Here is a 12527-nt window from a genome sequence, read left to right on the forward strand (position 1 = left end):
GTTGTTGAAAATCTGAAGAGGCCGAAGTTAACCACGAAATTGTCCGACGACCTATGCCTGAACCGAAATTGTCATGCTCTTGCCGTGAAATTGCATACAACCCGATCACCTGTGGGAGCGGGCTTGCTCGCGAAAGCGGTCTGTCAGTCACATCACTGTTGGATGTGCTGCCGTCTTCGCGAGCAAGCCCGCTCCCACAGGGATCTTCGGAGATACCGGATCCGCGTCGTTTATTTTAGAGGCTGTCGATTCCTGACCTGCTCATTCGACTAAGCAATGAATCCCTCACACTCTCTGGAGTAACCGCCATGCGATTCATGATCTTTGTCAAAGCAAGCGCCGATTCCGAAGCCGGCATCATGCCTAGCGAACAATTGATTACCGAAATGGGCAATTTCAACGAAGAACTGGCCAAGGCCGGCATTCTGGTCGATTGCGATGGCCTCCATCCAAGCAGCAAAGGCGCCCGTGTTCGCTTCTCCGGCGAAAAGCGCACAGTCATCGACGGCCCCTTTATAGAGACCAAGGAGTTGGTCGCCGGCTATTGGATCTGGGAAGTGAAATCGAAAGAAGAAGCCATCGAATGGGTCAAACGCTGCCCCAACCCAATGCCTGGCACTGAGTCCGAAATTGAAATCCGCCAGATATTCTCCGCCGAAGATTTTGGCGCCGAATTCACCCCGCAAGCGCGTGAGCAGGAAGCGCGCATACGTGAACAAGCCAAGAAAAAGCCGTGAAGCCGCAGCCCTCCCTCTAATTTCCTCAGGCTGGTTGCTCGCCTTTAAGCGGTGCGTGACAGCCCGAGGTCGCTTTGCCACCTGCCTGCGCTGCCTTAAACTGGCACATCGCTCATCGATCGGGCGAATCGCTGCTTAAGGATAAGGTGGTTGTAAAACATGCTTAGAAAATCCGTAGTAATGTTCATGAGCAAAAAAGGTGATGCCTACGATCCCATTGGTTCCGGGACGTTTTTCTTTCATAACGGCAAATTGCTCATTGTCAGCGCAGCTCACGTTTTCGAAGACCTGGAAGGTGAGGATCCGGTTTTTTTGTACGCCGCCCACAAGCTGTTCAAGCTGCCGTACATCAAATCCATGGTCTCCAATACCAGTGCCACGCAGGGTAGCCGGAGCAAGGACCCTTTTGACATCGGCGCGATGGTCGTACCTGATGAGGTTGTGGATGAATGCAATGGCGACATCAACTTCATTCAACCCGATCTGATTGAAACCTCTGAGAACGCCGAGCGGATCAAGTTTTATCAACTCATCGGATTTCCAAGTGCGAAAAACACGCAACTGGCAAAGAAAGCCGCCCGGCAAAATCGCATGTTTATCCCGGAGGGCTTTGTTTACAGCTCCAATGACGCCGGCACCAAGGTGTTCCCTCACCCTCGGTTCGACCCGAAATATCATTTGACATTGGACTTCTCGAAAACCAGAAATTTTGACGATAACGCGCAACCTCTTCAGGCGCCTGATCCTGCCGGCATGAGCGGTGGTCTGATCCAGGGATGCTTTGACTACATTCCCCACAGCAACGGTTTCTACCCAACCTGCGCGGCAGCGATCCTCATCGAATTGGAGCGTAAAGCTAACGCATTCGTCGGCGTGCGCATCAATGCCGTCTATGAATGGCTGGATCTGCACGCTGGACGACTTTAATTGCACCCCCGCGCGTGGCGAGTTGCCCCGACTCGTCACGCGCGTAACGCTGCGAAGACCCTTACACACGATCAACCTGTGAACTCGCACACAAAACCAAAGAATTAATCCATTCGACTGGCTAACTCCGAATTTGCTGCTAGCGTCATTCAGACGTGTCCTACAGGGTTGATAAGAAAGGGATTACGCCGTCAACGGCCGCCAAGTGCCGAGTTATCCAATCAGCCACCAGGGAATCGGGGAATGGTTTTGAATCAATGGGGATGCTGCGCCTTGCTGTTGGCGAGTTCGCTGACGCCCGTAGGTTGTGCCTGGGCGGATAACGCAGAGGAAGCCAACAAGAGTAACAACCCGCTGAGCCTGGCGCCCGGCGCCAACCTGCAGGATTACTACACGCCCAGGCTCTACGACACCAATGTTCATACCAATGACGCATTGCTGCGTGGCACCCTGCCGGTAGCGCCCAACGATTTCATCGGCGTGCCGCAATTGCTGCGCGCGACTCTGCCGATCAGCACCCGCCCCGACCCGCATAACGGTTACAGCACCGGTATCGGCGACCTGAACCTGTTCGATATTTTCCTGCTCAAGACCGACGGCATCCAGTTGGGCATCGGCCCGCAGATCACCGCGCCCACCGCCGAGCAAGATGAGTTGGGCACCGGCAAGTGGCAGGCCGGCCTGGCCGCCGTCGCCATCGATTCGTCACCCCGCGGCCTATTGGGTGCGCTGGTTCAGTACCAGAGTTCGTTCGCCGGTGACCGTGACCGCGCCCACGTCGAAACCGCGACGATGCAGCCCTTCATCATGCATAACCTGGAAAAAGGCTGGTACCTGCGGTCCACCGGCACCTGGACGTTCGATCTGAAAAACGACACCCACTACATCCCGATCGGCCTCGGCGCAGGCAAGGTGTGGAAATCCGGCAGCAACATTCTCAACGCCTTTGTCGAGCCGCAATGGACGGTCGAACGCAAAGGCGAGGGACTGCCGCAATTCACCCTGTTCGCCGGTATCAACGTCACCTTCGGTAAATAAGGATATTTCATGCATATCGCTCTTCGCGCGGCCGCTTTCAGCCTGATGACCCTGTTCGCCAGTTGCGGCGTCGGCGCTCAGGATCTCGATGCGCGCATCGGCACGATCGCCATGCAAGGCGAGCCGCCTGCGCAGACGTCGCTCACCAGACTCGGTGGGCGCAGCGGCGAGTGGAAGATGCCGTTGCTCAACCCGGTCAATACCCAACAATAAGCGGAGTCTGTGATGGTCAAGCCTAACGTTGTGCGCCCGATACTGGCGCTGTGCATGCTCGGCAGTCCGCTGCTGTACGCCACCGAAGGCGGAGTGGGTAGGCCCATTACCGGGCAACAGGTGTATTCCAATGCGGGGGTGATACCACCGGAACCGGGCTGGGTGGTTTCAGTCACCAGCATCTGGTACGACGGTTCGCTGAAGGGCAGTCGTGGCGCGCCGATTTCCGGTGAAGTCAGTGCCGGCATCGACATGAAAGTCTCCTACACCATGACCAACCTGACGCACATCTGGGACACCGGCAAAGGCCCGTGGAACTTCGCTTCAGCCATTGGTATTCCGGTGCAATACACCGACATCGACGCCGCTGTCACCGGCCCGCGTGGACGCACCCTTGGCACCAGCGATTCCGGTACCCAGTTCGCCGATCCGCTGATCACGCCGATTGCCGCCGGTTATCACTTCGATGCGCTGAACCACATCGCGTTCTCCCTGCCGATCTACGTACCGGCCGGGGCCTACAACGAAAATCGCCTGGCTAACTCCGGGCAGAACAATTACACGTTCATGCCAACCGTGGCCTTCACTCATCTGGATGGCAAGGGTGGCGAGTTCACCCTGTCGAGCGGGCTTGAGTTCTACACCGAGAACGACGCCACGGACTATCGCAACGGCAATATTTTCACGCTTGATGCGCTGTGGACCCACGGTTTCGGTAATGGCTGGAGCGCCGGGCTGGCCGCCGGTTACATTCAGCAGATCAGCGATGACAAAGGCGATACTGCCGATGCCTTGAATGGCTTCCGCGGGCGCTCAGTCGGTGCCGGACCGATGATCGGTTGGGCCGGGAAGTTCGCCGACGCCCAGGCCAACATCAGCGCGCGCTGGGTGCCGGAGTTCGACACCAAGAACCGCCCCGAAGGCAATGGCATCAGCGTCAACATGACCCTGGCGTTTTTCTAGAAGGAGCCAGGGATGGCCATTTCTCGTTGTTTGACCTTATGCAGTGCGTTGTTCAGTGGCCTCGCCTGCGCGGCGGGCGACTTGCCGACCCTTGGCACCCCACCGACGCCGGGCACTGCCAAGGGCGACCCCGAAACCTGCCACCGCCTGCAACAAGACTTCGACATCGACCTGAAAAAAGTAGTGGCTGCCGGTTGCGACCCATCCACCGAACAGATCGCCAAGTTGATGGACAACCCGGTCGGCAACCTCGTGCTGCTGTTCAACCAATACGACTACACCGCGCTCAAAGGCCCGAACAGCAACGGCACACGGATGCTCGGCAAGTACAGTTTCATGCCGACCTTCCCGATCTCCCTCGGGGAAGACTGGAACCTGATCAACCGCTTGCCGATCAGCTACGTCAGCGCCCCGGTCAACCGCAAGGCCGGCAATCTGATCGGCATGGGCCCGAACGAGTTGCTGCACGATCGCGGCGACTTCGCCTCGGTTATTCAGGATCCGTTCGACCGCACCAGCGGTTTCGGCGATCTGGCCTATGTCGGCGTGTTCTCGCCCAAGGAGCCGATCCGCTTCGACGGCGGCGGCAAACTGGTCTGGGGCGTCGGCCCGACGGCGATGTTTCCCACCGCTGAAGAAGACGTGCTCGGCACCGGCAAATATTCGCTGGGCCCGGCGTTCGTCGCCGCTTACCTCGGCCCGGACTGGACGCTCGGCGTGTTTCCGCAGCACTGGTGGTCCGTCGGCGGCGACAGCAAACGCAAGGACGTCAGCCTGACCAACGTGCAGTACTTCATTCAACGGGCGATTCCAGGGCCGGAACAATGGCGGATCGGTATGACGCCCAACGTCACCGTCAACTGGAAAGCCGACGGCGGCAACAAGGTCACCTTCCCGATCGGCATTGGTGCCGGGCGGATTTTCAACTTCGGCAAATTACCGGTGCGCATCTCCGGCGAAATCCAGTACTCGGCGATCCACCCTGACGACCTGATCAGTAGCCGCTGGAATTTCCGGCTGTCGTTCATTCCGGTCATTCCGACGTTCATGTTTTGAGAAGGAAGCACACGCCATGACAGCACTCAGCGACCTTAATGCCCTGCAAGCAAGCATTGCCGAATCGGTGCTCGGCCAGGATCAGGTGATCCGGCAGATCCTCCTCGGCCTGCTGGCCAACGGGCATTTGCTGCTGGAGAGCCTGCCGGGGTTGGCCAAGACTCGCACGGTCAAGGCATTGGCCAAACACCTCGACGCGAAGATGAGTCGCATCCAGTTCACGCCGGATCTTTTGCCCTCGGACATAACCGGTGCCGAGGTCCTGCATCAGGTTGCGGGCCAGAACGAAATCCGCTTCCAGCAGGGCCCGCTGTTCGGCAACCTGATCCTCGCCGACGAGATCAACCGAGCGCCCGCAAAAGTGCAGGCAGCGCTGCTCGAAGCCATGGAAGAGCGGCAGATCACCGTGGCTGGCAACAGTCATCCGCTGCCGGAACTGTTCATCGTCGTCGCCACGCAAAACCCGATCGAGCAGGAAGGTACTTATCCGTTGCCGGAAGCGCAGATGGACCGCTTCCTGATGAAAGTCCTGCTCGATTATCCGAGCGCCGACAACGAAGGCCAGGTCCTGCGATTGTTGCGCGCCGAGGAGTTCGCCCAAGGCGCCAACACCGCGCCAACCAAGGGTTTCAGCCTGTCGCAGGAGGTGATTTTCGCTGCGCGCAAGGAAGTCAGTGCGGTGCATGTATCGCCGGCCATCGACACCTATCTGATCGACCTGATCAACGCCACCCGCCACCCCGCCGATTACGACGAAGACCTTGGCCGCTGGATCAGCATTGGCGCGAGTCCGCGGGGCGGCATCGGTCTGGATCGCTGCGCGCGCGCCGATGCGTGGTTGCAGGGTCAGGATTTTGTTTCGCCGGACAACGTCCGCGCCGTGGTGCATCCGGTACTGCGGCATCGCCTGCAATTGAGCTATGACGCGGTGGCTGATGGCGTGACGGCCGACCAGGTGCTCGACCGGATTCTCGACAAAGTGGCGATTCCGGCCTGAGGTTGCATATGAACAGCACGGATGGCCTGGTTTACGTCTCTCTCGCGCAATTGATGGCGCTGGAGTTCAAGGCCCGTGACCTGAGCTTTCTCGCCCGCCAACCGCAGGGCAGCATCCTCGCCGGCAACCATGCCTCGCGCCTGCGTGGCCGTGGTCTGAACTTCGATGAGCTACGCCGTTATCAGCCGGGCGACGATCTGCGTCACCTCGACTGGCGCGCCTCGCTGCGCACCGGCAAACCGGTGGTGCGCACCTTCACCGAAGAGCGCGATCGCCCGGCGCTGATTGTGGTTGATCAACGCATGTCGATGTTTTTGGCTCGCAACGCAGCTTCAAGTCCGCACTTGCCGCCGAGTTGGGCGCACTGGCGGCGTGGATGGTGTTCAACGCCGGTGACCGGGTGGGGGGCCTGGTGTTCAATGATCAACGCATCGACAGCGTCGCGCCATTGCGCAGCCGCAAGCGGGTTGAGGCGTTGCTCAGCCGCATCGCCGAACAGAATCAAGCGCTGAACGCCGCCAACCCCGATGCCGAAGACGAAGATCAGCTGGATAAGGCCTTGCAGCGCTGCCTGGCATTGGCCGGCCATGATCATCTGATCTGCATCGTCAGCGACTTTGCCGGCGCCGCAGAGCGCACCTTGCAATTGATGCGGCAACTGCGCGCGCACAACGATGTGATCGCTCTGCAAGTCTATGATCCGCTGGCGTTGAAACTGCCGAGCAATGGCCGGTTACTGGTGACTCAAGGGCAATTGCAGGTAGAACTGGCGGTTGAAAAACGCAGCGTGCATCAGCCGTTGGGCGATTACCTTGGCGGCCGACTCAAGGACGTCGCCACCCTGCTGCGGCGTAGTCAGGTGCCGTTGCTGATGTTCAGCACTGCCGAAGAGGCGCATGCACAATTGCGTGCCGAACTTGGCAAAACCGCCGGCCCGCGGCGATGAATACCAATATCCCGAGCATCGATCAGCTCAAGGAGCTGGGCTTGCCAGCGCCTGTGAGCTATGCGCCACAGACGTGGGGCTGGTGGGTGTTGCTCGCGGTTTTGATCTTGTTGGCGCTGGTTGTCTGCGTACGCCGCCATTTGCAATGGCGCCGCGATCAGTATCGCCGCGAAGGCCTGGCCCGGTTGGCGCAACTGCGTGATCGCAGTGATGACCTCAGCGCATTGCGCGAGCTGCCAGAGCTACTGAAACGCGTGGCCCTCTCGATGCCCACACAATCCCCGAGCTGGAACCCGATCAATGTGGGAGCGAGCCTGCTCGCGAAGAGGCCGGCACATTCAACATCGATGTTGACTGACACACCGCCTTCGCGAGCAAGCCCGCTCCCACAGGGGGCGGCGGCGTTGGGGGGACTGGATTGGCAAGACTTTTTACAGCGGTATAGCAAGAAGCCGCTCCCGGCGGACTTCAGCGAGCAACTCGCCCAGTTGGCCTACGCCGCCGACGACTCCTTGCGCGCCCTCCCCGCCGAGCAACGCCTGGCGCTGTTCGACACCTGCCAATACTGGGTGGAGCATCATCATGTGGCAGCTTGATTACCCATGGCTGTTGCTCCTGCTGCCATTGCCCTGGCTGGCTTACCACTACCTGCCCGCTTACAACGAAGCTCGCAGTGCCGTGCGCGTGCCGTTTTTCGGCGCCATGAGTCGCGCGGTCGGTGAAGCACCGGCCAACGCCGGCACTCGCCGCAATGCCTGGCAAGTGCTGCTTAATCTTTTGGTCTGGGCACTGATTCTGCTGGCTGCGGCGCGCCCGGTGTTCGTCGAAAAACCCATCGAACGCCAGCAACCGGTGCGCGACCTGATGCTCGCCATCGATATCTCGCAATCGATGGAAACCGAAGATTTCACCAACGCCAGCGGCCAGAAAATCAATCGTCTGGCAGCGGTAAAAGAGGTCGTGCAAGGCTTCATCGATAAGCGCAAGGATGATCGTCTCGGCCTGATCGTGTTCGGCAGTGGCGCTTATCCGCAGGCACCGCTGACCCTCGATCACGCGAGCCTCTCGCTGTTGTTGGCTGACACCGGCATCGGTATGGCCGGCCCCAATACCGCCATCGGCGACGCCATCGGCCTGAGTCTGAAGCTGCTCGATCAGGCCCACGAACAGGAAAAAGTGCTGATCCTGCTCACCGACGGCAACGACACCAGCAGCGCGATCACCCCGGATCACGCCGCGCAAATGGCGGCCAACAAAAGCGTGGTGATTCACACCATCGGCATTGGCGATCCGAGCGCTTCCGGCGAAGCCAAGGTCAATCTGCCGGGCCTTGAGCAAATCGCCAAAACTACGGGGGCCAGTTCTTCCGCGCCGAAGACCGCACCGCGCTGGATCAGGTCTACAGCACCCTCGACCGCCTCACTCCGCATCAGGTGAAAACCCTCAGTCATCAACCGCAACGGGAGTTGTTCTACTGGCCACTGGGCGCGGCGATCGTGTTGTTGGCGCTGTATCACCTCGGCGCGATGTTGCACCTGCGGTTGTCTTTCGCCCACCAGCGGCAGGAGGCCTGAGATGGAGATCAATCTCGGCGACTTGCATTTCCTGCGCCCGCTATGGTTGCTGGTAGCGCTGCTCGGCGCACTGCTGCCGCTGATCTGGCGTCACAGCCGTAACCTGCGACAGCGACTGCGCGGCAACATTGCCGAACACCTGCTGCCACACTTGTTGGTCACGCCACAGGATCACCACCGCCTGCGTCCGGTGCATCTGTTGTGCGCGGTGTTGATACTCGGCGCCATTGCGGCGGCCGGGCCGACCTGGGAACAGGATCGTCCGGACTTCCTCGAAAATCGTGCGCCGCTGATCGTCGCCGTCGATCTGTCGCCGTCGATGGATGCCAATGATGTGCAACCGACACGCCTGGAAGCGGCCAAACACAAGCTGCACGACCTGATCCAGCGCCGTGCTGGCGCCCGCACGGCGCTGATCGCTTACGCTGGCAGTGCGCATCTGGTGTTGCCGCCCACCGATGACCCGGCGCTGCTCGACACCTTTATCCAGGCCTTGGGCACCGGGCTGATCGACAAACCGGGCAAGGACGTCGGCGCCGTGATCGATCAGGCCAAACGCCTGCTCAGTGCTGAAAAGACTCCTGGCAGCCTGTTGCTGATCACCGACGGCGCCGACACCGCGCAACTCGCAGGCCTCGACAAACAGCTGAGCGGCAGCCAGTTGCAAGTCCTGGTACTGGCGGTTGGCAGTGCGGACGGCGGGATCCTTCACGATACCAATGGCCAGCCACGCACTGATGCCAATGGACGCCCGGCGCTGGGCAGTTTTGATCAGGCCGCCCTCAAGCAACTGGCTTCGGCGCTGGACGCGCCGCTCGGCAGCCTGACGCTTAATGACGATGATCTGGACTGGGTCGAACTGCACGCGCAACAGCACTTCCAGAGCGCCAGCGCCGAACAGCGCGAACTGCACTGGAAAGACGCCGGATATTGGCTGTGTTGGCCGTTGTTGCTGTTGGCGCTTTTCAGCGTTCGCAAAGGCTGGAGTGTGAATTGGATGCCGGCGCTGGCGCTTGCCGTGGGACTCGGCTGGCCGGCCGCACCGGCGCAGGCTAACGCGTTGACCGATGCGTTTTTCACTCGCGATCAGCAAGGGCGCTGGGCTGTCGAGCATGAGCATTGGCCGCAAGCTGCTGCGCTGTTTGTCGACCCTTACTGGAAAGGCGTCGCGGCCTATCACGCTGCCGATTACGACTTGGCATTGGCGACGTTTGCCCGACTGGACACACCGCAGGCGTACTTCTATCTAGGCAATATTTACGTGCGCCGCTTCAAGTTTGATGAAGCGATTGCTGCCTATGAGCAGGCGTTGAAACTGCAACCGCAGTTCCCCGAAGCGACGGCCAATCTGGCCTTGGCGCAGGCATTGCTCAAAGACACCGACAGCGCCGAGAAAAATGCGCCTGAGACCAAGCCGGACGAGGTGAAATTCGACAAGGCCCCGGGCAAGGGGCAGAGCAAAGCGGTCGAAACCGAGCAGGCGACGTCGGATGCGTTGTGGTTGCAGAACCTCACGACCTCCCCGGCGAAATTCCTCAAGCAGAAGTTCAGCTTGCAGGATCAATCGGGGGCCAAGCCATGAACCGGATTGAAGCATTCGCGAGCAGGCTCGCTCCCACACTGGTTGTATGTACCCCGCAAATCTACTGTGGGAGCGAGCCTGCTCGCGAAGGGGCCAGATCAATCAACACAAGAATCAGCACTGTATTCTTGGTCAGCCTGCTCAGCCTCAATGCCTTTGCAGCCGAACCCCAACTCAAAGTCCAGGCCCACCTGCAACCCGCTGACGGCGCCATGGTTGGTGGTCTGGTCGAGTTGCAAGTCGACGTTCTTACCGACACCTGGTTCACCCGTGCCGCCACCCTGCCTGACCTCAAGCTCGACGGCGCACTGGTCATGCCGCCGGACAGTCAGGCGCAGCACCTCAACCAGACCATCGATGGTCAAGCCTTCAACGGCATGCGCTATAGCTACCTGATCACCCCGAACGTTGCCCGTACCTTCGACATTCCGGCCCTGACCGTGCGAGCCACTCCCGCTCAGGCCAGCGCTGAAATCAGCACGCAGACCGAGCCATTGCAATTTCGCACCACCCAACCTCCCGGTTTCAAACCCGGCGAAGTGCCGTTGGTGGCCACCGCAGTGCGCTTCAACCAAACCGTGACCCACTCGGCCACGCCGTTGAAAGTCGGCGACAGCATTACCCGTCAACTGACCCTGCAAGCCGACGGCGCGCTGGCCATGGCCCTGCCGACCCCGACGCTGAGCGATGTCGCCGGCCTCAGTCGTTATGCGAAAAACCCGCAAGTCACCAGCCTCGATGATGGTCGCGGCGACATCCTCGGCGGTCAGCGTATCGACAGCGTGACCTACCGCATCGACAGCGCCGGCTCGCACACGCTGCCCGCCATTGAAGTGCAATGGTGGGACTCAAGCACCCGGCAATCCCGTACTGCACAAGTCCCCGCAGTGACCTTCGACGCCGCCACCAACAGCGCTTACAAACCGGTGTTCTCGATCGCTGAAGACCTGAAGCAACTGGGCCGCAATCGCCTGCATCTCTCTACGCAATGGTTGCTGTGGGTGTTCGTTCTCGTAGCACTGCTAGCGCTCGGTTACCTGAGCCGAGCGCCGCTCACCCGTGCCCGCCTTGCGATGCAAGCACACAAACAGGCAAGGCACGCCGCGTGGCTGCAATCACCCGACTACGCCTGGCAACAAATCAATCCGCAACTTGCCGCCCGACCCGCACAGTTGAGCGCGCTGTATCTATGGCTGCGCCGCAGTCGCCTCGGCTTGAAACTGGTCGATGCCGGCCCGCGTCTGCAAGGGCTGATGCGCGGGCTCTACGGTCGCGAACCGAGTACTGAAAAAACCTTGGCCCAACTGCGCCAATCGTTGACTACGCTTCACAGTCAGGCCGAACAACAGCAGCAAAAATCCACACCGGCCCTGCGCCCGCTCAACCCCGTTCACGAGAAGGATTTCCCATGATCAACCCGATGCTGCACCGCCAACGTTTCGGCCTGGCCCTGTTGTTCGGCCTGGCTTTACCGCTGTTGGCTCAGGCCAGCGAACCGTTGCCGTCGTGGAACGACGGGCCGGCGAAAAAGAGCATCATCGAGTTCGTTCAAGCGGTCACTGACCAATCGAGCAAGGACTTCGTCAAACCCGCTGAACGCATCGCCGTGTTCGATAACGACGGCACTCTGTGGAGCGAGCAACCGGCGTACTTCGAGCTGCTGTTCGCCTTTGACGAGATCAAGCGCAACGCGCCGCAGCACCCGGAATGGAAAACCACGCAGCCGTTCAAGGCGGTGATCGAAAACGATCACAAAGCCCTTGGCGAAGCCGGCATGGACGGCATCCTGAAGATCTTCGGCGCCACCCACACTGGCATGACCACCGAGGCGTTCGATGATTACGCCAAGACCTGGCTGAGTCAGGCCCGCCACCCGAAAACCGGCAAGCCGTACACCGAGATGATCTTCCAGCCGATGCTGGAAATGCTCGACTACCTGCGCAGCCAGAACTTCAAGACCTACATCGTTTCCGGCGGCGACACCGCGTTCATGCGCGCCTTCGCCGAAAAGGTCTACGGCATCCCGCCGGAACAGGTGATCGGCACCACGTTTGTCACCGCATTCCAATACAAGGACGGCAAGGCCACGATCCTGCGCACGCCAAAACTGGCGCACAACGACGACGGCCCCGGCAAACCGGAAAGCATCGACGCGGTGATCGGCAAACGACCGATCCTCGCCTTCGGCAACTCCGACGGTGACCTGCAAATGTTGCAGTGGACTGCCGCAGGGCCGGGCAAGCGTTTCATGGGCCTGGTGCATCACACCGATGCCAAACGTGAATGGGCATACGACCGCAAATCTCAGGTCGGCAAACTCGACAAAGCCCTCGACGAAGCAAATTCCCGGGGTTGGACGGTGGTGGACATGGCGGCCGAATGGCGCCGCATCTATCCGTTCGATCCACCGGCAACCGAGCAAGTGCAATAACAAAAAACGTCATGCAGGACCGCAGTAAACGTAAGTCGCAGCAAGCGACACCCCCGCGCAAAA

The 12527-nt window shown here is 60.0% G+C and carries 11 protein-coding genes and 2 pseudogenes; all 13 read left to right on the forward strand.

Annotated elements, in window-relative coordinates; all coding sequences use genetic code 11:
* The first annotated feature begins 308 nt into the window (after positions 1-308).
* The 13 genes and pseudogenes from JFT87_RS20305 to JFT87_RS20365 all read left to right on the forward strand — a co-directional run bounded on the left by JFT87_RS20305 (position 309) and on the right by JFT87_RS20365 (position 12464).
* On the forward strand, positions 309-737 hold the full coding sequence (locus tag JFT87_RS20305) for a YciI family protein (RefSeq protein WP_201204107.1): 429 nt from the start codon (positions 309-311) through the stop codon (positions 735-737).
* A 159-nt stretch (positions 738-896) separates the two neighbouring features.
* The gene (locus JFT87_RS20310) at positions 897-1664 is read left to right on the forward strand and encodes a hypothetical protein (RefSeq protein WP_201204108.1); all 768 of its coding nucleotides are present in this window, start codon (positions 897-899) and stop codon (positions 1662-1664) included.
* A 243-nt stretch (positions 1665-1907) separates the two neighbouring features.
* On the forward strand, positions 1908-2702 hold the full coding sequence (locus JFT87_RS20315; RefSeq protein WP_201204109.1) for a hypothetical protein: 795 nt from the start codon (positions 1908-1910) through the stop codon (positions 2700-2702).
* A 9-nt stretch (positions 2703-2711) separates the two neighbouring features.
* Positions 2712-2915: a hypothetical protein gene (locus tag JFT87_RS20320; RefSeq protein WP_201205343.1), complete on the forward strand. Its 204-nt coding sequence runs from the start codon at positions 2712-2714 to the stop codon at positions 2913-2915.
* Positions 2916-2927: 12 nt separating this feature from the next.
* Positions 2928-3878, forward strand: a complete 951-nt coding sequence (locus JFT87_RS20325) for a SphA family protein (RefSeq protein WP_201204110.1) — start codon at positions 2928-2930, stop codon at positions 3876-3878.
* 12 nt (positions 3879-3890) lie between these two features.
* Positions 3891-4934, forward strand: a complete 1044-nt coding sequence (locus JFT87_RS20330) for a hypothetical protein (RefSeq protein WP_201204111.1) — start codon at positions 3891-3893, stop codon at positions 4932-4934.
* A 16-nt stretch (positions 4935-4950) separates the two neighbouring features.
* Positions 4951-5931: an AAA family ATPase gene (locus JFT87_RS20335; RefSeq protein ID WP_201204112.1), complete on the forward strand. Its 981-nt coding sequence runs from the start codon at positions 4951-4953 to the stop codon at positions 5929-5931.
* An 8-nt stretch (positions 5932-5939) separates the two neighbouring features.
* A pseudogene (locus JFT87_RS20340) lies at positions 5940-6877 on the forward strand (DUF58 domain-containing protein).
* Positions 6874-7473, forward strand: coding sequence for a DUF4381 domain-containing protein (locus JFT87_RS20345; protein ID WP_201204114.1), 600 nt, complete (start codon positions 6874-6876; stop codon positions 7471-7473). The pseudogene JFT87_RS20340 and the gene JFT87_RS20345 overlap by 4 nt, the downstream one beginning before the upstream one ends.
* Positions 7460-8451: pseudogene (locus JFT87_RS20350) on the forward strand (vWA domain-containing protein). Before JFT87_RS20345 ends, JFT87_RS20350 begins: the two are co-directional and overlap by 14 nt.
* Position 8452: 1 nt before the next feature.
* Complete coding sequence (locus tag JFT87_RS20355) at positions 8453-10033, forward strand: VWA domain-containing protein (RefSeq protein ID WP_201204116.1); 1581 nt, start codon at positions 8453-8455, stop codon at positions 10031-10033.
* Positions 10030-11445 (forward strand): BatD family protein, encoded by a 1416-nt coding sequence (locus tag JFT87_RS20360; protein WP_201204118.1) that lies wholly within the window; start codon positions 10030-10032, stop codon positions 11443-11445. The genes JFT87_RS20355 and JFT87_RS20360 overlap by 4 nt, the downstream gene beginning before the upstream one ends.
* Positions 11442-12464: an HAD family hydrolase gene (locus JFT87_RS20365; protein ID WP_201204119.1), complete on the forward strand. Its 1023-nt coding sequence runs from the start codon at positions 11442-11444 to the stop codon at positions 12462-12464. Before JFT87_RS20360 ends, JFT87_RS20365 begins: the two co-directional genes overlap by 4 nt.
* The last annotated feature ends 63 nt before the right edge of the window (positions 12465-12527 follow it).

Origin of the sequence: Pseudomonas sp. TH15 (assembly GCF_016651105.1) — a bacterium.
Lineage (GTDB): Bacteria > Pseudomonadota > Gammaproteobacteria > Pseudomonadales > Pseudomonadaceae > Aquipseudomonas.

Coding starts and splice junctions, on each gene's coding strand:
- JFT87_RS20315 (WP_201204109.1), top strand. CDS start 1,908: ATGGTTTTGAATCAATGGGGATGCTGCGCCTTGCTGTTGGCGAGTTCG.
- JFT87_RS20360 (WP_201204118.1), top strand. CDS start 10,030: ATGAACCGGATTGAAGCATTCGCGAGCAGGCTCGCTCCCACACTGGTT.
- JFT87_RS20345 (WP_201204114.1), top strand. CDS start 6,874: ATGAATACCAATATCCCGAGCATCGATCAGCTCAAGGAGCTGGGCTTG.
- JFT87_RS20305 (WP_201204107.1), top strand. CDS start 309: ATGCGATTCATGATCTTTGTCAAAGCAAGCGCCGATTCCGAAGCCGGC.
- JFT87_RS20355 (WP_201204116.1), top strand. CDS start 8,453: ATGGAGATCAATCTCGGCGACTTGCATTTCCTGCGCCCGCTATGGTTG.
- JFT87_RS20325 (WP_201204110.1), top strand. CDS start 2,928: ATGGTCAAGCCTAACGTTGTGCGCCCGATACTGGCGCTGTGCATGCTC.
- JFT87_RS20335 (WP_201204112.1), top strand. CDS start 4,951: ATGACAGCACTCAGCGACCTTAATGCCCTGCAAGCAAGCATTGCCGAA.
- JFT87_RS20320 (WP_201205343.1), top strand. CDS start 2,712: ATGCATATCGCTCTTCGCGCGGCCGCTTTCAGCCTGATGACCCTGTTC.
- JFT87_RS20310 (WP_201204108.1), top strand. CDS start 897: ATGCTTAGAAAATCCGTAGTAATGTTCATGAGCAAAAAAGGTGATGCC.
- JFT87_RS20365 (WP_201204119.1), top strand. CDS start 11,442: ATGATCAACCCGATGCTGCACCGCCAACGTTTCGGCCTGGCCCTGTTG.
- JFT87_RS20330 (WP_201204111.1), top strand. CDS start 3,891: ATGGCCATTTCTCGTTGTTTGACCTTATGCAGTGCGTTGTTCAGTGGC.